The following is a 19,350-nucleotide window of genomic DNA, read 5'->3' on the forward strand; positions in this document are numbered from 1 at the left end:
TTAGACTCCCGGCGTCGTACGCAGAGTGGAGGCACCAATGGCGAGGCCGACGGACTGGTATGTCCTCGACATGGACGGCGATCCCACCCCCGGCGACCCGGACCGGGTGCGGCAGCTCGCGTCCCGTTTCCACGACTTCGCCGAGCACGCGCACCGGGCCAAGCTCGCCGTCGACTCGCTGCAGGGCGACGGCGCCGTGCTCACCTGGATCGGCAAGTCCGGCGACGCGTTCCGCGAGCAGTTCGGCGCGTTCCCCGACCAGGTCAACAAGCTGTACCGCTCGCACCTGATGGTCGGTGACGCGCTGGAGACCTTCGCGCCGGTCCTGGAGAGCGCGCAGGCCCAGGCCGACCGGGCCCTGGCCGACGGCCGGGTCGCGGCCGACAAACTGAAGTCGTTGCAGGGTTCTCTGAGTCTGGCCGAGACCGATTTCACCGGTGCCGCGCAGGCCGCCGACCGGGCCCGCGCGCAGACCCAGGCGCCCGACCCGGAGCAGGTCAAGCAGGCGGTCCGCGACTCCGAGGCGGCGCAGCAGAAACGCGACCAGGCGCGCAGCGCGGTCTCCGGCGCGCAGGGCGAGCTGGACCTGGCCAAGCAGCTGGCCGACCAGGCCAAACAGCTGCGTGACGGCGCGGCCCGCACCTGCGCCCGGGAGATCGACGACGCGTCGGACGCCGGCATCCAGCCGCGCTCGTTCTGGGCCAAGCTGGCCGAGGCGTTCAAGGAACTCTGGGACATCATCTGCGAGGTCGCCAAGTGGGTGGCCCTGGTCGCCGGCATCATCGCGATGATCATCGGTGGCCCGCTGGCCTGGGTGGCCCTCGCCGCGGGAGCGATCCTGCTGATCAAGGCGGTGGTCGACTTCGCCCAGGGCAAGGGGTCGGTGATGGACCTGGTCTTCGGCATCCTCGGGGTGATCCCCGGCGTCAAGGGCCTGACGTCGCTGACCAAGCTCAGCGCGCTCTACAAGGCCGGTGGCCTCAAGGAGATCGGCAAGGCCGCGCTGACCGGCATGAAGACGATGGCCAACGACATGGTCAATATCGTCAAGCAGGCCGGCGTCGGCGCGGTCACCGTGGTCAAGAACCTCGGCGGGCTGGCGACGCTGGGCGCCGCGAAACTCTCCGACCTGTTCCACGTCAAGGTGCCGCCGGTGCCCAAGGACGTGTCCCGGTCGATCAACATCCGGGAGTGCGTCACCGATCCGATCGACGTGGCCACCGGCGAGATGGTGCTGTCCGAGATCGATCTCGAGTTGCCGGGGCCGCTGCCGTTCCGGCTGGAGCGCACCCACCTGTCGTCGTACCGCGGTGGCGGGCTGTTCGGCGCCTCCTGGGCGTCCACGCTGGACCAGCGGATCGAGACCGACAGCAAGGCCAGGCTGTTCTTCGCGGCCGACGCGATGGTGCTGGTCTATCCGATCGGCGCGCCCGGTGCCGCGGTGCTGCCCGAGGAGGGCCCGCGCTGGCCGCTGACGATCGCCGTGGACGGCAGCGCGCGACTGGACACCGGCACGCAGGTGCTCGGGTTCACCGCCGAGGGCCGGCTGGCCACGGTCGCCGACCCGGCCGGTGACCTGCTGCGGGTCGAGCGCGACGCGGACGGTGTGCCGCGCGCGCTGCACCACCCGTCCGGGCGCCGGGTCGTCTTCACCGCCGAGGACGGCCGGATCACCGGGATCACCCTCGCCGCCGCCGGGTCCGGCCGCCGGACGGCGATCGCCGCTTTCGGGTACGACGGTGACGGCCACCTGACCACGGTGCGGAACATCTCGGGGGAGCCGGCGACGTTCCGCTACGACCACGAGCACCGGATCACCCAGTGGATCGACCGCACCGGGTACGGCTACCGCTACACCTACGACGAGGACGGCCGCTGCGTCGGCACGGTCGGCGAGGACGGTTACCTCAGCGCCACCCTCGCCTACGAGCCGGGCGGCACCACCTGGACCGACTCGCTCGGGCACACCACGGCGTACACGTTCGACGAGTACCACCACAAGACGAGCGTCACCGACCCGCTGGGCAACACCACGCGCTACGTCTGGGGCCGGCACAACCAGCTGCTGTCCGAGACCGATCCGCTGGGCCACACCACCAGCTACGCCTACGACGAGCAGGGCCGCCCCACCACGGGCACCCGGCCGGGGGTCGCGCCGACGCTCGACCTGGGCCGGTTGCGCGGCGGCCGCCTGCGCAACCCGGAACGCGTCGAGGCCCTCGCGGGCTGGGTCGCCACCACCGCGGACGGCGAGACGATCAGCTACGACCCGGAGGGCTACCCGATCGAGCGGGCCGGCGCCGCCGGGGGAGTCTGGCGCGGCGAGTACGGGCCGTTCGGCATCCTGCTGGCCACCGTCAACGCCGAGGGCGGGCGCACCGGCTACACCTACGACACCGAGCTGCGGGTCACCTCGGTCACCGACCCGCGCGGGCTGGTCTGGCGCTACGTCCACGACCCGGCCGGCCGGCTGGTCGCCGAGACCGACTTCAACGGCCGGACCCGGACGTTCACCTACGACGCGGCCGGCCGGCTGACCGCCACCACGAACGGGCTCGGCGAGACCGTCGACTACGTCCGCGACCCGGTCGGCAACCTGCTGGAACGGCGGACCCCGACCGGCACCACCACCTACCGGTACGACGCGGACGGCCACCTGATCGCGGCCACCGGCGACGACGCCGAGCTGACCTTCGTGTGGGACGGCGCGGGCCGCCGGATCGCCGAGACGGTCAACGGCCGGACCGTACGCCTGGACCTCGACGAGACCACCGGCACCATCACCCGGCACACCCCGGCCGGAGTCACCGGCGCGTGGACGCTCGACCCGTTCGGCCGCCCGTACGCGCTGCGCAGCGGCGGCCACGAGCTGACCGTCGGCCACGACGCGCGGGGCCGGGAGATCCACCGGGCGGTCGACGGCCGGCCGGTGCTGGCCCAGCGGCACGACGACGGCGACCGGCTGCTCGAGCAGGACATGCCCGGCGTCGGCATCCGCGGTTTCGAGCACCGGGGCGACGGCGTGCTCAGCGCGATCACCGACGGGACCGGCCGCCGCGAGTACGGCCTGGACCGCACCGGCCGGGTCACCAGCACCGGCGACGAGACCTACCACTATCCGCAGGGCCGCCTCGACGGCGAGTACGACGGCACGGACCTGCTCGCCGGCAACGGTGTCACCGCGACGTACGACGGGCACGGGCGCATGCTCACCCGTACCGTCGACGGTTGTGGATCGTGGGTTTTCACCTGGAACGCCGACGATCAGATGGTGGCGGCACGGACCCCGGGCGGCGCGGTCTGGCAGTACCGGTACGACCCGCTGGGCCGCCGGATCAGCAAGCAGAGCGGCACCGAACGCTACGACTTCGCCTGGTCCGGCAGCAGCCTGGTCGAGCAGGCGCACGTCGGCGCGGACGGCACCCTGCGGATCACCACGTGGGACCACCACCCGGCCGACGGGCGCCCGGTGGCCCGCACCGTGCGGGTCGGCGCCGACCTGGACTACGCCACAGTGGTCACCGACCAGATCGGCACGCCGACCGAGCTGCTCGGCGCGGACGGCGCGCTGCGCTGGCAGAACACCGCCACGCTGTGGGGCGCCACCGACGCACCGGCCGCCGCGCAGCCGCTCGCCTTCCCCGGGCAGTACCGCGACGACGAGACCGGTCTGCACTACAACGTCTACCGGTACTACGACCCGCTGACCGGGCGGTACCTGAGCCAGGACCCGCTCGGGCTGGCGCCGGCCGTCGACCCGGCGGCGTACGCGGCGAACCCGCTGCTCTGGGCCGACCCGCTCGGCCTGATGTGCACCGGGCCGGGCAGCACCGCCGGGCTGAACATCCCGAAGGGTCTGAGCCCGACCGACATCGCCGCGATGATGGACACCGCCGGTGACATCAGCCTGATCAACACGTTCAAGCAGCCGCTCGAAGTGATCCCGGACCTCAAGCTCAACCAGTCGAAGCCGCAGTGGCTCTTCCACGGCTCGGACGTCCCGCCGGACAAGATCTTCAAGGAGGGTCTCGTCTCGAACGCGGTCTACAACAAGGCCGGGTCGCACTACGACATCAAACTGCACCAGCAGAACAGCTCCAAGGTGCGCGACGGCGGCACCTACAGCGGGTTCGTCTCGACCACCGAGGACTGGAACACCGCGCTGCAGTTCGTCCGGGACAAGGACATCTCGTTCCAGCTGCAGAAGCTCGATCCCACCGGCGTCGACTTCGTCAAGAACGTCGGCGGCAAGGACTTCAAGATGCACTTCGGCTACGTCTACGTGGTGAAGGCCGACAGTCAGCCCTTCGTCGAGCTGAACGTCCAGGCGATCAACGACATCAGCAAGATCTCCCAGAAGGAGTTCGCCGCGCTGGACCACATCCCGGGCTTCAACATCTCGCACGCGTTCAAGATCGATACGCCGTACAACGTCGGGATCAAGAACGGTGTGCAGCAGCTGGACATCCCGCCGGGCAACTTCCAGATGGAGCAGTTCGACAACCCCGGCTTCGCACGTTAGGACATCGGTTATGCAGTGGATGTATGCGATCGACCCGGCCTACGACGGCGTATCGGACGTTCCGCCGTACGCGATCGCCGGGGCCTACCCGCTCGACGCCGACGGCACGCCCACGGCGGAAATGATCCCGAACCCGGACTACCGGCCGTCGCCGCGGGTCCTCGGCCTGCCCGCGCCCGCCAACGACGTCGAGGCGGCCATCCAGAACGCGGCCACCGGACACGGTGACGACGCCGCGGTCCGGGCCGCGCTGCTGGCCGGCACGGTCTTCGTCGACCCGGCCGCGCCCGCCGACGACCTCGAGCTGCGGGCCTGGACCTCGGACCGCCACCTGCCGGCCGCCGGGCACGACCAGGTCTGGCGGCGGCTGCCGGTCGCCCGGTTGGCCGCCGAGCTCGACGACCGGGCGCTGCTGCTCAACCCGGGCACGGACCTGGAGGTACGGCTGCCCGCCGCGGCGCTGCGCTGAGAGCTCAGAAGCTGACTTCGATGCCCATCAGCGGCGGGCGCTTGACGTGGAACGTCCGGTTGAACCAGGCGCCGATCCGCGAGGTGATGTAGCGGCGCTGCAGCAACCGGTGGGCCGCCAGGGTCTCCTCCGGCGACAGCAGCCGGGCGGTGCCCTGGATCGGCTGGGCGCCCGCCGGGACCTTGCCGCGGATGTCGCACGCGACCACCTCGACCCGGGGGTTGCGGCGGATCCGCTTGACCTTCCAGGCCTCGGCCTCCGAGACGGTGGTCAGCACGTCGCCCTCGGTGACGTGCCAGACCGGCGTCGCGACCGGGGTGCCGTCCTTGCGGAACGTGATCAGGCTGACCTGCTTGCTGGCGACGATCTCTGCGGGGACGCTCATGACGGCGATCCTAGTGCTCGTCCGGCAGCAGAACGGCCGCGCTCTCGCTGAACTCCAGCAGCCAGAGCACGTGCGGCTGCGGCTCGCACAGCCGCAGCGTGACACCGCGCTCGGCGCACCACTGCTGGGCGCTCAGCAGCACCCGCAGGCCGCGCAGGTCGACGAAGCTCACCTGGGCCATGTCCACCTCGACCCGCCGGACACCGTCGTGCACCGCGTCGTCGAGGAACGTGGCGAGCAGCGGCCCGCCGGTCAGGTCGAGTTCACCGCTGAGCACGATGGCCAGCCGGTCGTCGAGGGCGTCCTTCACCGCGGCGTGCAGCCGGGCGCCGCCGTCGGCCGTCACGACGCACTCTCCGGACGGGTGGCCGCGGCCGGCTGGGTGGCGACGGTCGCCCAGACCACCTTGCCGAGCCGGCAGGGCAGCACGCCCCAGGTCCGGGCCGCCGCCGCGACCAGCCGCAGGCCCAGCCCCCGGCGGCCCAGCCAGTCACCGGGCCGGCCCGGATCGTCCTCCACGAGCCGCGGGAACGTGGCGTCCCGGTCGTGCACGGTCAGGTGCAGCACGGCCCCGCGCAACGACACCCGCACGTCGAGGTCGGTGGCCGCGTGTTCGATGGCGTTCATGACCAGCTCCGACATGATCAAACGGGCCTGATGGGTCAGCTGCGGCACCCCGAAGGCCAGGCACGCGTCGCCGGCCAGGGTGCGAGCCAGGGCGTTCGAGCGCAGTTCCGGCGGCAGCGCCAGGTGCCAGTGCCGGCGCTGCCCGGTGGCGCCCCACACCGCGGCGCCGTCCAGCGGGGCGGCGGCGGCCAGCGCCTCGCCGACGCTGGCGGCCAGCCGGATCCGGCTCTCCGGCAGCCGCCGGGCCACCGCCGGTGGCGCGCCGATCAGCACCAGCACGGTCGGTGAGCCGGTCTCCCGGACGTAGCGGGCCGCGGTCTGCCAGGTCGGCGCGGACTCGCCGGCCGGATCGTCCAGCCGGGCCAGATCGACGATCAGCAGCTGGGGTGTCTCGGCCAGGCAACCGCGCAGTGCCGCGGCGGTCTCGGTGCGCAGCCGGGCGTCCCAGCCGCCGTGCACTTCCAGCTGTGTCACCGCGTGGTCCGGGTCGTTGACGCACACGACCTGTGCCACACCGGAGACGAGAAAAGCGTTGGTCATTACTTCGAGTCTTTCGAAGGGGCCGTCGCGGGAACCGTCCGAGCATGGCGTGCTCCGTGGCCCCGCGCCAGGCACATCCCCTGATCGGGTCGTCCGTTCGGCCTATGTAGATCCACTCGAAAGGCGGGCGAAAGCGCTTACCCGCTCGCAGTTTCCGCAAACCCCGGCGACGGTCCCAGTTGAAGATCAAGACTGGCGGCGTCGAGTTCCCGGCTGGCCGGTGGGCTCGCGATTCCACCGGACCTGACGGAAAGAGCGGGCCTATGAGCGCGGTTGTCGCGGAGCAAGCCCTCAATGGAGCGGAAGCGGCCCGGCGGGACGCGTCGGCGCCCCGGCTGCGGGACCTGGTGTCCCCGCTGGGTGGCCTGGTCAACAACGTCTACCAGCTGCCGGTCGAGTCCTCGGACCCGCCGCTCGCGGTGTTCTCGGCTGACCTCGGCGACGTGTCGACGGTGCTGCCGAACCTGTGCGGCCCGGACTGCCTCGGCACCCTGGACGGCACCGGCACCGGCGTGGACCCGGAACGCTCGGCGATCGTCGGCATCGCCGAGGGCCTGGAACGCTACGCGAACTGCGTCTACGACGACCGCCAGCTCCGCTGGGCCACCGCCGACGAACTGGCCGCCGAGGGTGCCGCGGCGCTCGACCTGGACAGCCTGCCGCGCTGCTCGCCGGCCGAGCTCGAGGACCCACACAGCCCGCTGGTGCTGCCCGAGCGCACCGCGCGGATGCGCTGGATCCGCGGCCTGGACCTGGCCACCGGCACACCGTCCTGGGTGCCCGCGTCGCTGGTCTTCATGCACTTCTCGGCACACGACGGCGAACGGATCACCAACCCGATCTCCACCGGGGCGGCCACCCACCCCGACCCGGCGGTGGCGGTCCGCGGCGCGCTGTGCGAGGTGATCGAACGCGACGCGATCAGCCTCACCTGGCTGCACGAGCTGCCGTTGCCCCGGATCGAGCTCGACACGGTCGGCCCGGAACTGCAGCGCTACCTCGACCTGTGTGCCGGGCGCGACGTCGAGATCCAGCTCTACGACGCCACCACCGACCTGGGCATCCCGACCGTGTACGGCGTCTCGATCGCCCGCAATCATCCGACCTGTCGTACCGTCGTGTCCTGCGCGACCAGCCTCGATCCGCAGACCGCGGCGGCGAAGGCGATCTGCGAGACCGTGTCGGTGCGCATCGCGCTGCGCGGAGCGCAAGCGCCCAGTGAGGACGTCCGGACGTTCACCGGGGTGTCCGACGGCGCGGCCTACATGGCGGTGCCGGAGCGGGCCGCCGCCTTCGACTTCCTGCTGTCCAGCCCGGCCCGGCGCCGGCTGTCGAAGATGCCGGTGCTGTCCACCGGGGACTCCACTGCCGACCTGCGCCTGGTGCTCGACCGGCTGGCCGAGCGGGACCTGGCCGCGTACCTGATCGACCTGAGCACCGACGAGGCGATCCGGGCCGGGATGACCGTGGTCCGCGCGGTCGTGCCCGGGCTGCAGCCGCTCTGCTTCAACTACCGGGCCCGCTACCTCGGCTCGCCCCGGCTCTACCGGGCGCCGGTCGCGATGGGCTACCCGTCCAGGACCGAGGCGTCGTTGAACGCCTGGCCGCAGCCATTCGCGTGAGGATCGCCATGTATCACCTGTTCGTCACACCCGTCGGCCCGTTCGGCTTCGCCGTCGCCGAGCGGCTGCGTGACCTGGTCCACGACGTCGAGATCGCCGGCGCGCCCGGCGCGGTGGTCCGGCCCCGGACACCGGAACCCCGGCTGCACGTGCTCATCGCCTGGCGCCGGATCCCCGAGCTGGAGCGCGAGTGTGACGAGGAGTCGTTCCGCACCGGCCAGCCCTGGCTGCCGGTGATCCTGGACCACCCGGTGCTGGAGATCGGCCCGGCCGTGGTCCCGGGCGCCGGCGCGTGCCAGAGCTGCTACCGCGGCCGGCAGGCACAGCACGACCCGGCCCGGACCGTCCGCGCCGCGGTGGACCGGCACTACACCGCGGACGCGCAGGCCGGTCCGGCCGGATACCTGCCGTCGACCGCGCTGCTCGCGGCGGCCGCCGTCGCCGAGGCCGTCGACCGGCTCCGGACCGCTCCGGAGGACGAGGCCGGTCGGGTACGGCAGATCGACGTGCCGACCCAGCAACTACGCGCCGGCCGGGTGGTCGGCGTGCACGGATGTCCGCGGTGCGGCCTGGGCCGGGACGAGACCACCCGGTCGTACGTACGGCTGCCCGACCTGCTGCAGGGAGTGTGGGGATGATCGGAACCGAGGAAGCGACCCGGCACGAGGGCCGGATGTCGGCCGCCACCATGGCCTACGTCACCGGCGTCGACCCGCAGTTCCAGGTGCCGGACCGGCCCTGCCTGGTACCCGGCCTGGTGACCGTCCCGCTCGACGACGGCCTGGCGTTCGCCGGCGGCGGCAACCGCAATACCGCGCTGCGTGGCCGGACCGCGACCACGCTGATCCCGCGGCTGCTGCCCGAGCTGGACGGCGCCCGCACCGTCCCGGAGCTGGCCGCCGCGCTGCCCGGGGTGTCCGAGCGCACCCTGTACGCCTGCGTCTCGATGCTCTACGTCAGCGGCCTGCTGCAGAACGGCCCGGCCGGCGACGAGCTGACCCTGATCCCGGCCGAGGTGATCGACTACCTGGGCCGGAACCTGGACACCACCCGGGTCAACCGCAGCCGCAGCGAGGCCGGCGACCGGCTGGCACAGATCCGGGTGCTGCTCGCCGGGCCCGGTGCGCTGACCGGCGTGCTGCGCACCGAGCTGGCCGCGTCCGGCGTGGACGTGCACGGCTGGACCGGTGCGGACATGCCGATCGGGGCCGGAGACTTCGTGGTCGCCGTCGACGACGGGGACGCCGCGGCGATGGCCCGGGTCGACGAGGCGTGCCGCCGGGCCGGGATCGGCTGGCTGCGCACCGCGGCCGGTGAGCGCACCGCCGAGGTCGGGCCGCTGTTCGACGCCCGGTACACCGGCTGCTACGACTGCTTCGCCGGTCCGTTCGATCGCGGCGAGCCGTCGCCGGCGCGGGTCGCTGCCTGGGCCGCCCTGATCACCACGGAGATCGTGCACCTGCTGTCCCGGGTCGGCCAGACCCCGTCGCTGACCGGCTGCGCGGTGTACGACCTCGTCGACTGGACCCAGTCCACGCGCAGCGCGTACCGCCTGCCGGGCTGCCCGGTCTGCCTGCCGTCCGAGCTGCCGGGACCGGCGCTGGCCCACGTGTACGAGCAGGCGGTGGCGTTCCCGCCCCGCGAATGGCTCAACCCCAAAGACCACCAGATGCACTTCAAACCGTCGAACGTGGCGCTGCAGCGCTACAACCGGGACTTCCCGGCCGCCGTGAAGGTCCCCCTCGGCGAGGAACAGCCGATCGGGGCGCTGCTGCGGCGTACCGCCGGGCTCCGCGAGGAGCGCGACGGGCAGGTCCGCCGGTGGGCGCCGACCGGCGGGAACCTCGGCTCGGTGCAGGCCTACCTGCTCGCCCTGGACGTGCCCGGGACCGACCCCGGCTGGTACTTCTACCAGCGCGGCGACCACAGCCTGGCCCGGATCCGCCCGCTCGACGACACCGGCGGCGTGGTGGCCGCGGTCAGCCCGGCGCTCGCCGCGGACCGGCCGTCGGCACTGCTCGTGCTCACCGGCGCGCTCGGTGTGGTCGCGGCCAAGTACCACGAGTTCGCCTACCGGATCCTCTGCCTGGACGCCGGCGCGGCGCTCGCCCAGCTGACCGCGCTCACCGACGAGCACGGCGCCACGGCCCGGATCGCCGACCGCTGGGACGACACGGCGATCGCCGCCGCGCTGCGCCTGGACGACAGCGAGCCGGTCACCGCCGTGGTCGCCCTGACCCTTAGGAACGACGCATGAGCGTGGACACCGCCGACGAGCGCCTGCACCTGCTGGAACGGCTGCTGGCCGACACCAAGCGGGACCCCGGGCCCCGGATCCTGGTCCCGGCACACCTGCAGCCGCCGCCGCACGAGGGGCCGTCGATCGCGCTGCCCGCCCCGGCCGGCCCGCGCCTGGCCCTGGACGACGTGCTCGCCGAACGCACCTCGACCCGCGACTACGCACCCGCCGCGATGTCCGCCGAGGACCTGTCCGCGCTCGTCGCGGCCGCCGACCGGATGGACGCACGCGGCTGGGCGGGGGAGCGCGAGGCCGGTGTCGGGCTGGAGCTGTACTGCGCGGCCTGGCGGGTCACCGGCGTGGACACCGGGCTGTACCGGTACCTGCCCGAGCAGTCCGCGCTGCGCCGGGTGGCGAGCCTGCCGTCCGGCGCCCAGGCCGAGGAGCTCGTGCTGCAGCGGGAGTTCGCCCAGGCGCCCGCCCTGCTGGTGATCACCGGCAACCTGGCCGGTGCGCTCGCCCGGCACGGCAGCCACGGTCACCGGCTGCTGCTGTCCCGGGCCGGCGCGGCCGGGCACGCCGCCTGGCTGGCCGCCCTGCGCCTCGGGCTGGTCGGCACGGTCTTCGCCGGTCTGCTGCCGCACGTCCTGCGGGAACGGGTCGGCGCCGACGGCTACCACCGGGCCCCGCTGTTCGCGTTCGCCGCCGGTCACCCGGCGCCGGAGTGGACGGCGTAGCCCGGCACAGAGCTGGGGTCCGCGCTCTCGCAGCCCGGGCCCCGGCCGGCGGCGACCGCCGACCGGCAAGACACATCAAAGGAGATGAGTCGCGTGAAGAGTGACCTACCGATGCCCGAGATCCACGACGAGCTGGACCTCTGGCTCGAGGACGACCTGACCGCCGAGCTGCTGCCGACCGTGGTGAGCGCGTCGCTGCTCGGCACCGGTGGCTGTGGCCCGTGCCACGGCTGCGGTCCGTGTGGCGGATGCCGCGCCAGCGGCGGCTGTGCCCCCTGTGGTCCCTGTGGCGGTTGCCGGGGCTGCGGTCCCTGCGGCGGCTGCGGCGGCACCCGGGGCTGTGGCGGCTGTGGCGGCTGCGGTGGCACCCGGGGCTGCGGCGGATGTCGCTGATCTGAGGGTCTGACCCAGCCGGGGGCGTGCTGTCACCAGTGCGCCCCCGGCGTCCTACTGCCCGTTGGAGAACGACACCCATGTCTGCCGAACAGAGCACGCTCGACTGGCTCGACGAGCCGGTGGAGCTGGCGCCGGAGGTCGAGCTGGTCGACGGCGCCGACGGCCACCCGTTGCTGTTCAACGCGGCGTCCGGCACGTATGTCCGGCTCAGCCCGACCGGGGTGCGGGTGGTGCCGTTGCTCGACGGCAGTCGTACCGGCACCGCGCTGCTGGACGCGGCCCGCCGTTCCCGGGGACCGGACGGCACCCGGGACCGGTCGCCGGTGCTGCTGTCGTTCCTCACCGACCTGCGCGCGGCCGGGGTGCTGTGCGTACCGCCGGAACCGCTGCGGGGCCGGCACCTGGCGCTGTCCTGGCTCTTCCGGCTCACCCCGCGCCTGCGGATCCCGGCCCGGCACCTGAATCTGCTGCTGCGCCCGCCGGCCCTGCTGCTCGCCCGTTTCCCCCGGGCTGCCTTCGCCGTCGCGGTGCTGGTCGCGGTCGCCGCCACGGTCGCCATCGTGCTGGCGATGACGCTGCCCGCCCCGATGGTGTTCGCCGGCCCGTCCTGGCTGCTGCTGATCGCGGCGCTGCTGGTGCAGGCGACCGTGCACGAGATGGGGCACGCCGCGGTGTGCCAGTCGCTGGGTGTGCCGGTCCGCGAGGCCGGCGTGAAACTCTTCTTCTACCTGCTCCCGCTGACCTACGTGGACCGCACCGACGCCTACCGGGTCCGCTCCCGCACCGCCCGCAGCGCCGTCGCCCTGGTCGGCCCGCTCGTCGACCTGGCCGCCGCCGGCCTGTCCGGCGCGCTGATCGTCGTCGACCCGGTGCAGTTCGGCTGGCTGCGCTGGCTGCTCGGCATGCAGCTGTTCGTCATCCTCAACAACCTCAACCCGCTGCTCCCGCTCACCGACGGCCATCACGCGATGGAGGCCGCCCTCGGCGAGTTGAACCTGCGCCACCGCGCCTTCGCCTACCTGGGCCACCTGCTGTTCCGCATGCCCCTGTCCGCGGCCCACCGCGCGGTCACCCCGGCCCGCCGCCGCCTGTACCTGACCTACGGCCTGATCAGCGCCACCTACCTGCTCCTGGTCCTGTCACTGATCGCCATGAACTACTACCGCCTGCTGGCCCAATTCACCCATTAACCCCATTTGGTACGAATACCGAGCGCCCCGCCGCAGGCTACAAGCCACGCCCCGGGCCGGTCCCGCGCGACGCCCGCGCGACCCGCGGTCCGCAGCGCGCTTCCCGGCCCGGGTCGGTCCCCGCGCGAGGCCCGCGCCACCGCGGTCCGCAGCGCGCCTCCCGGCCCAGGTCGGTCCCCGCGCGAGGTCCGCGCCACCGCGGTCCGCAGCGCGCCTCCCGGCCCAGGTCGGTCCCCGCGCGAGGTCCGCGCCACCGCGGTCCGCAGCGCGCCTCCCGGCCTCGGCTGGTGCTGAGGGGTGTCTCAACGCCGTTGAGACACCCCTCAGCACCAGCCGGTCTCGCTCGCTGGGTCGCTTCCGGTTGGCGGGTGGCCGGGGTCGGCCGCTAGGCCGGGCGGGCGCGGGGTTGCGGTGCGCCACGCCGCCCGCGGCCCGTCCGGGTGCGCGGCCGTCCCGCAAGGTGGCCAGCTCGTCCCGGTAGTCGGTCGCCCTCCGGGCCCGGCTGGTCCTCACGGCCGCCAACCCGCCCCGATACGGCCGTCAGGACCAGCCCGGCGACTCCGGCTGGGCCTGACGGCCGTTATGGCGTCCTCATTAGGGCTGTCAGAGCCAGCTGCGGTCGCCGGGCTGGTTCTGACGGCCGTTATGGCGTGCTCATGAGGGCCGCAAGAGCCAGCCGGGCTTGTTCGGGTGCGCGCCTCCCGGCACCGGCTGGTGCTGACGGTTGTGTCGGCGGTCGGGAGGCAGCCGCCAGCGCCAGCCGGGTCCGTGGGCTGGTTCTGAGGGGTGTCTCGGGGGTGCCGAGACACCCCTCAGCGCCAGCCGAGGTCCGGGGGCGCGCTGCGGTCTGGGGTGGGGCGGGGCTTGCGTGGGCCCTACGGGCGGGAGGGTCAGGGGTGGGCGAGCAGGTCGCTGACCTCGGTGCGGGAGGAGACGCCCAGCTTGCGCAGGATGTTGGAGACGTGGACGGCGGCGGTCTTCGGGGAGATGTAGAGGCGGCGGGCCAGCTCCGTATTCGTCAGGCCGTCGCTGATCAGGACGGCGACCTCGCGTTCGCGCGGGGTCAGGGCGGCCGGGCCGGTGACCGCGGGCGCGCCGCCGGCCGGTGCCATCCCGAGCTGCGCGCGGACCGCGTCGAGCTGGGCCACCCGCCAGCCGCCCCACCCGGCCAGCAGCGCCGCGGCCGCCTCGGCCTGGGCGGCGGCCTCGCTACGACGATCCGCGGCCAGCAGACAGCGCGCCGCCCCGAGCCGCACCGTGCCCCGCACGAACGGCGCCAGGATGTGCGCGTCCGTGATCGAGAGATACCCGGCCAGCGCCTCGGCGTGCCGCCCGTGCGCCTCGGTCACCTGGGTCTCGACCAGCGTGCGCAGCGCATCCCACACCTCGGCGTCGAGCAGCGCCGAAGCCATTCTGTCCAGGCGCTCGGCCGGCAGTCCGAGCTGGAGTGCCGCCGAGATCAGGTCGTGGGCCTGTTCGCCGCTGCGCCACGGCTGCGGGGCGATCAGCGTGATGAACTCGTCCAGGGCGGCCTCGGCACCGGCCAGGTCACCGCGCCGGCACGCCAGGTTGAACACCAGCCCGGGGATGGTGGTCGGCATGTTGCTGGGCAGCGTGGCCAGGTCGGTGATCAGCTGCTCGACCCGGTCCAGCTCGTTGGCCTCCAGGTAGAGCCCGGCCAGGAAGACGCCGTGGTAGTCGGCCCACCGGCCCCGGCGCTGGTAGCCGTGGTCGTGCTCGCGGCCCTCCTCCAGTGCGGCGATCGCGGCGCGCAGGTCACCGGAGCGCAGCGCGAGCCGGGCCCGTCCCTGGAAGTACGTGGCCACGGCGAGCGACTCGAACCCGGCCCGTTCGGCGTCGACCCGCATCCGCTCCAGGGTTTCGGCGTGCTCGACCGGCGAGGCCGGCGGCTCGCCGTGCACCAGGGCGTTCAGGGCCCGGGCGGCGAGCACCCACTCGCCGGCCTGCTCGGCCTCGTCGACCAGCCCGGCGAGCATCTTGCGGCCGTCGGCGGCGGTGTGCGGGCGCTCGGTGAGCGTGGAGCCCTTCTCGACCAGGGCGGCCAGGCGTACGGACGGCAGGTCGAACTCGTCGGCCAGTGCCAGCGCCCGGTCCGACCAGTGCAGGGCCGCGTCGAGCTCGTCACGCAGGTACGTCGACTGGGCGATCGCGGTCATCGCCCGGGCCTGGTCGGCGCCCGGCGGCAACTCGGCGATCAGCGTCTCGATGTGCTGGGTCAGGGTGCGCATCTCGTCGGTCTCCCGGGACTCCCAGGCGATCCGGACCAGCAGGTACAGCGACTCGGCCCGGTCGGTGCTGGTGCCGGCCAGGTCCCGCCAGCGCCGGCCGTGGCGCAGCGCATCGTCGAGCAGCCCGGCCAGCCACGCGGCCCGGGCCGCGGACGCCAGCAGGTCGGTGTCGTCGGGCGCCTCGTCGAGACCCATCTCGGCCAGCTGCAACGCCTGGTAGGCGGAGCCGATCGACAGGTACAGCGCGGCACCCCGCCGGGCCGCGGTGATCATGTCGTCGTACCGGCCGGCGCCGCGGGCGTGGTGCGCGACCATGGCCGGGTCGGAGGCGCCGCCGCGCAGCAGCACGTCGAGGGCCGCCTCGTGCAGCCGGCGCCGCTGCCGGCCGAGCAGCTGACCGGCGATCGCCTCGCGGACCAGCGCGTGCCGGAACGCGAACTCGTCCTCGCCCGCCTCGACCAGCACACCCCGGGTGACCAGGTCGCGCAGCACCGCGATCAGCGCGTCCTCGCCGGCCCCGGTCACGTCGGCGAGCAGGTCGAACGGGATGCGGTGGCCGAGCACGGTGGCCGCCTCGACGATCCGGTGGCTGACCGGGTCGAGGTCGTCGACCTGCCGGCGCAGCACGTCCGCGAGGCTCCACGGCAGCGGCTGCTCGACGAGCGCCTCCACGTCGTAGCCGGGCAGCGCGCGGAGCAACTCCTCCAGGAAGAACGGATTGCCGCCGGTCCGATGATGCAGAGCGGTCGCGGCACGCAAGGCCACGGGTGCACCGGTCGCGGCGGCGAGCAGGGCCGCGGTCTGCGCGGGGGACAAGCGATTCAACCGTACGTGGGTGACCGCGTGCCGGCGCTCCAACCGGGCCAGCAGACCGGCCACCGGCTGGCGGCGGGTCACCTCGTCCGGCCGGTACGTCCCGATCAGCAGCCGTGGCCCGGGCTGGTCGGCGATCCGCTCGAACAGTGCCGCGCTCTCCGAGTCGGCCCAGTGCAGATCTTCGAAGACGATCACGGCGGGGGCGTCGCCGATCAGGTCGGCCACCACGGCCAGGCCGGTGTGCAGCCGCTCGATCGGGCTGCGCCGCGGATCGCCGAGCGCGTCCAGTTGCGCCTCGTCGACCCCGGCCCGCCCGTCGATGGCGTCGAGCAGCACCTCGTACGGCCGGGACAGCGAGCCGGGCTCGGCCTGGCCGATCAGCACCACGGCCTGCGCCGGGAGGGTGGACAGCAGCTCCTGGACCAGCCGGGTCTTGCCGATGCCCGGCTCGCCCGCGATGATCGCGACGGCCGGCTCACGCGAAGCAGCGAGCCGCGCCAACCGGCGCAGCTCGCTGTCCCGGCCGATCATCACCGGGCTGGCACCGCCGCGGAGGGTTCGCACGACGCCAGGGTACCGGTGGGGTGTCCGCGTACCGCCGAGGCTTTCCCGGCCCGGCGGGACACGCGGTTGCGCCGGGCGCCGGCGAGCAGGCGCTCCTTGTCGGCCTCGGCGATCAGCTCGCGCTGCCGGTCGTTCGCCAGGGCCAGCATCAGTTCCGGGTGCATCAACATGACTTGTCTCCTCGTTCGTGGCTGATGGGTCAATCCTCGGCCGGAACGGGACCCGCCACATCGGAAGCTGTTACCTATCTTCGCTGGTCAGAACGGTTTAGCCGGCGACGCGCGGGTGGCCTAGGCATACCTAGACGGAACCCGATGACCTAGGGTGGCGGCGACCACGAGCACGGGGGTACGAGCATGGGAACGACCGCTGACCGGCTGGCGGCGGCGTATTTCGACGCCATCGCGACGCTCTGCACGGTGACCCCGAAGGGCTGGTACGCCGAGCGCGGCACCGCCCGCGCGGCTCTCACCGGCGCCAGCCTCGCCACCCTCAACTGCGTGTACGACACCACCCTGGACCCGGACCTGGAGTCCCTCGAGGAGCTGGCCGCCGACGTCAGTGACCGCACCGCCGACTGGTCCATCATGATCCGCGGCGCGGCCAGTCCGGAACTGATCGCCCTCGCGGCCCGGCACGGCCTGACCCGGCACGGCGACGTGCCGCTGCTGGGCTGCGCGATCGGCGACGTCGAGTTCCGCGACGACGAGCGGCGCGTCTCGGTCCGCCGGATCGGCGCGGCCGAAAGTGACCTGTACACGCAGGTGCTCGCCGAGGGGTTCGGGGCGCCCGCGGCGGCGTTCGGCTCGCTGATGGGCGGCACGGTGCTGGACGCCCGCCCGGTCACCGGCTATCTGGCCGAGTCCGGCGGCCACCCGATCGGCACCGGCCTGGCCATGACGTCCGGCGATGTGGTCGGCGTGTTCAACATCGCGGTACGCCCGGCCGCCCGCAGCTTGGGCGCCGGCCGCCGGATCACCGAGGCGGTGCTGCACGGCGCCCTGGTCTCCGGCGCGACCTGGGCCTACCTGCACCCGAGCGAGATGGCCCGCCCCCTCTACGAGTCGATGGGCTTCCACCTGGTCGAGACCTGGACCGCCTTCACCGCCTGAACCTCACTGCCGCGAGGTAGGTGCCACGCGAGGCCGCAGCGCGACTCACCGGGTTGGCTGGCTCTCAGGGGTGTCTCCGCGACGCGGAGACACCCCTGAGGCCCAGCCGGTGACCGGGAGGCGCGCTGCGGTCCGGGCTCGAGCGGGTGTCGCGGCGGCCTCACGGGCGGGACTCGGCTCGTAGCCTGCGGACGAGCGCTCCGGCTTCGTACCAAAAGGGTGGTGAAGCGGTCAGGGATGGACGACCGCCGGGAGGACGAAGAGCATCGTGGTGGACCAGGTGATGTGGGTGAGGATCGGGGCGAGGATGCCGCCGGTGGCGCGGCGTTGCAGGGCCAGGATCAGGCCGAGCAGGGCGGCCGCGAAGACCAGCATCGGGTTGCCGGTGGCCAGCGTCGCGGCGGCGTAGACGAGCGTGGAGATCGGTACGGCCCAGCGGCGGCCGATCGCGGCGAACAGGGCGCCGCGGAAGAAGACCTCCTCGGCGATGCCGTTCAGGACGGTGATCGCGGTGATCGGCACGATCGCGCCGTAGCGGGCGTGCGCGAGGACGCTGTTGACCGCGTCGCGCAGCGCCGGCACCTCCCGGACGACAAGCGAGCCGGCCACGAAGACGGCCGCGATGACCAGGCCGGTCAGCACCGGTACGACGATCGGGCGGCGCAACCGGCCCCGGAACGGCGTCCAGCCCAGGTGCAGCGGCCCGGACAGCAGCGCGCCGCCGATCCAGGTGAGCGCGACCAGCACGGTCAGCGGGTAGAAGACGGCGTCGCCGGGACGCACCGAGAGTGAGACGCCGAGCAGGATCGCGCCGGCCACCAGGGTGAGCGCGGCGACGATCCGGCGGCGGCGGAACTCCCGGTCGGACTGCTGATGATCGCGCTCGACCCGGTCGACGAACGACGAGGCGAGCACGTCGCGGGTGTGGGTCAGCCAGGTCATCGGCCCGGCCGGACCTGGTCGTGTCGCTGTTGCGAGGCCAGCGCCAGGCGGACCGCTTCGTCGTAGCCGATGGTCGGGCCGGGCAGTAGCGACGTGATGCTGCGATCCCGGACCACCACTTCGGTGGCCATCGAATCGACCAGATTCCGCGCGGTCGCCAGATCAACATCGGTCACGAAGCGCAGCCACGCCGACGACAGCCGCGGGGTCAGCAGTGGCACGGTCAGGTTCGGCAGCCGCTTGCCCATCACCGCGGCGGCCCGCTGCAGCATGTCGAGATAGCGCAGCACCTCCGGCCCGCCGATCTCGTAGACCCGGCCGCGCGCCTCGGCCGGTTCCAGCACACCGATCAGGTACCGCACCGCGTCCGGCAGCGCGATCGGCTGGGTGCGGGTCCGGACCCAGCGCGGCGTCACCATGATCGGCAGCCGGCCGGCCAGCTCGCGGGTCATCTCCCAGGAGATGTTGCCGTGCCCGATCACCACGGCGGCGCGCAGCACGGTGACCGGCACCGGCCCGGCCTGCAGGATCTTCTCCACCTCGCGGCGCGAGCGCAGGTGCGGCGACAGGCGCCGGCCGTCCGGCCCGAGCCCGCCGAGATAGATGATCCGTTCCGCGTGCGCGGCCGCCGCGGCCTCGGCGAAGTTCCGGGCCGCCTGCGCGTCGCGCTGCTCGAAGTCGTCCGAGTCCAGCGAGTGGACCAGGTAGTAGGCCGCGTCGACCCCCTGGAACGCGGCGCGCAGCGACGCGGGGTCGCCGACGTCACCGCTGACCGGCTCACCCGCGCCGGTGTATTCCGCCGGGTTCCGGGTCATCGCCCGCACCCGGTAGCCCTGTTCCACGAGACCGTCGGCGACGTGCGAGCCGATGAACCCGGAAGCGCCACTGACCAGCACAGTTTTCGTCACGGTCCTGCCCATACCCGATTCGGCCGGACTGA

General features: G+C 73.1%; 16 protein-coding genes. 9 read left to right on the forward strand and 7 right to left on the reverse strand.

All coding sequences use genetic code 11. From position 1 onward, the window contains the following. Positions 1-37 precede the first annotated feature (37 nt). Both ADL15_RS27215 and ADL15_RS27220 read left to right on the forward strand, forming a co-directional pair. On the forward strand, positions 38-4,522 hold the full coding sequence (locus tag ADL15_RS27215) for a DUF6531 domain-containing protein (protein ID WP_067697103.1): 4,485 nt from the start codon (positions 38-40) through the stop codon (positions 4,520-4,522). Positions 4,523-4,532: 10 nt separating this feature from the next. Beyond that, positions 4,533-4,991 carry a type VII secretion system-associated protein gene (locus ADL15_RS27220; RefSeq protein WP_232344354.1) on the forward strand — a complete coding sequence of 153 codons (459 nt, stop codon included), beginning with the start codon at positions 4,533-4,535 and terminating at the stop codon, positions 4,989-4,991. Positions 4,992-4,995: 4 nt separating this feature from the next. On the opposite strand, the gene ADL15_RS27225 is transcribed toward ADL15_RS27220, so the two are convergent. The 3 genes from ADL15_RS27225 to ADL15_RS54465 are packed head-to-tail and all read right to left on the reverse strand — an operon-like array spanning position 4,996 to position 6,543. Continuing rightward, entirely contained in the window at positions 4,996-5,376 is a 381-nt protein-coding gene (locus ADL15_RS27225) for a PPOX class F420-dependent oxidoreductase (protein WP_067697105.1), read from the reverse strand. Positions 5,377-5,386: 10 nt separating this feature from the next. After that, a complete protein-coding gene (locus ADL15_RS51785) occupies positions 5,387-5,722 on the reverse strand; it encodes an STAS domain-containing protein (protein ID WP_198171037.1) in 336 nt (111 codons plus the stop codon). Continuing rightward, complete coding sequence (locus ADL15_RS54465) at positions 5,719-6,543, reverse strand: ATP-binding protein (protein ID WP_067697107.1); 825 nt, start codon at positions 6,541-6,543, stop codon at positions 5,719-5,721. Before ADL15_RS54465 ends, ADL15_RS51785 begins: the two co-directional genes overlap by 4 nt. Before the next feature lie 263 nt (positions 6,544-6,806). On the opposite strand from ADL15_RS54465, the gene ADL15_RS27240 reads away from it, so the two are divergent. The 6 genes from ADL15_RS27240 to ADL15_RS27265 all read left to right on the forward strand — a co-directional run bounded on the left by ADL15_RS27240 (position 6,807) and on the right by ADL15_RS27265 (position 12,727). Beyond that, positions 6,807-8,165: a YcaO-like family protein gene (locus tag ADL15_RS27240; RefSeq protein WP_083971795.1), complete on the forward strand. Its 1,359-nt coding sequence runs from the start codon at positions 6,807-6,809 to the stop codon at positions 8,163-8,165. A gap of 8 nt (positions 8,166-8,173) precedes the next feature. Next, the gene (locus tag ADL15_RS27245) at positions 8,174-8,803 is read left to right on the forward strand and encodes a TOMM precursor leader peptide-binding protein (protein WP_067697109.1); all 630 of its coding nucleotides are present in this window, start codon (positions 8,174-8,176) and stop codon (positions 8,801-8,803) included. After that, positions 8,800-10,422 (forward strand): hypothetical protein, encoded by a 1,623-nt coding sequence (locus ADL15_RS27250; RefSeq protein WP_067697111.1) that lies wholly within the window; start codon positions 8,800-8,802, stop codon positions 10,420-10,422. Before ADL15_RS27245 ends, ADL15_RS27250 begins: the two co-directional genes overlap by 4 nt. Beyond that, complete coding sequence (locus ADL15_RS27255; RefSeq protein ID WP_083971797.1) at positions 10,419-11,141, forward strand: nitroreductase family protein; 723 nt, start codon at positions 10,419-10,421, stop codon at positions 11,139-11,141. The genes ADL15_RS27250 and ADL15_RS27255 overlap by 4 nt, the downstream gene beginning before the upstream one ends. A gap of 248 nt (positions 11,142-11,389) precedes the next feature. Beyond that, positions 11,390-11,539 (forward strand): hypothetical protein, encoded by a 150-nt coding sequence (locus ADL15_RS54470; protein WP_198171038.1) that lies wholly within the window; start codon positions 11,390-11,392, stop codon positions 11,537-11,539. A gap of 75 nt (positions 11,540-11,614) precedes the next feature. After that, entirely contained in the window at positions 11,615-12,727 is a 1,113-nt protein-coding gene (locus ADL15_RS27265; RefSeq protein ID WP_067697117.1) for a site-2 protease family protein, read from the forward strand. An 890-nt stretch (positions 12,728-13,617) separates the two neighbouring features. Here ADL15_RS27265 and ADL15_RS27270 read toward each other — a convergent pair. Both ADL15_RS27270 and ADL15_RS27275 read right to left on the reverse strand, forming a co-directional pair. Continuing rightward, the gene (locus tag ADL15_RS27270) at positions 13,618-16,356 is read right to left on the reverse strand and encodes an ATP-binding protein (RefSeq protein WP_232344355.1); all 2,739 of its coding nucleotides are present in this window, start codon (positions 16,354-16,356) and stop codon (positions 13,618-13,620) included. Then, complete coding sequence (locus ADL15_RS27275; RefSeq protein ID WP_067697119.1) at positions 16,323-16,526, reverse strand: hypothetical protein; 204 nt, start codon at positions 16,524-16,526, stop codon at positions 16,323-16,325. The genes ADL15_RS27270 and ADL15_RS27275 overlap by 34 nt, the downstream gene beginning before the upstream one ends. A 186-nt stretch (positions 16,527-16,712) precedes the next feature. On the opposite strand from ADL15_RS27275, the gene ADL15_RS27280 reads away from it, so the two are divergent. After that, complete coding sequence (locus ADL15_RS27280) at positions 16,713-17,468, forward strand: GNAT family N-acetyltransferase (protein ID WP_067697121.1); 756 nt, start codon at positions 16,713-16,715, stop codon at positions 17,466-17,468. A 231-nt stretch (positions 17,469-17,699) separates the two neighbouring features. Here ADL15_RS27280 and ADL15_RS27285 read toward each other — a convergent pair whose 3' ends face one another. Both ADL15_RS27285 and ADL15_RS27290 read right to left on the reverse strand, forming a co-directional pair. Further along, the gene (locus ADL15_RS27285) at positions 17,700-18,410 is read right to left on the reverse strand and encodes a CPBP family intramembrane glutamic endopeptidase (protein ID WP_067697123.1); all 711 of its coding nucleotides are present in this window, start codon (positions 18,408-18,410) and stop codon (positions 17,700-17,702) included. Then, complete coding sequence (locus tag ADL15_RS27290; RefSeq protein ID WP_232344357.1) at positions 18,407-19,318, reverse strand: NAD(P)H-binding protein; 912 nt, start codon at positions 19,316-19,318, stop codon at positions 18,407-18,409. The genes ADL15_RS27285 and ADL15_RS27290 overlap by 4 nt, the downstream gene beginning before the upstream one ends. Between the last annotated feature and the right edge of the window lie 32 nt (positions 19,319-19,350).

Source organism: Actinoplanes awajinensis subsp. mycoplanecinus (assembly GCF_001509495.1).
GTDB lineage: Bacteria > Actinomycetota > Actinomycetes > Mycobacteriales > Micromonosporaceae > Actinoplanes > Actinoplanes palleronii.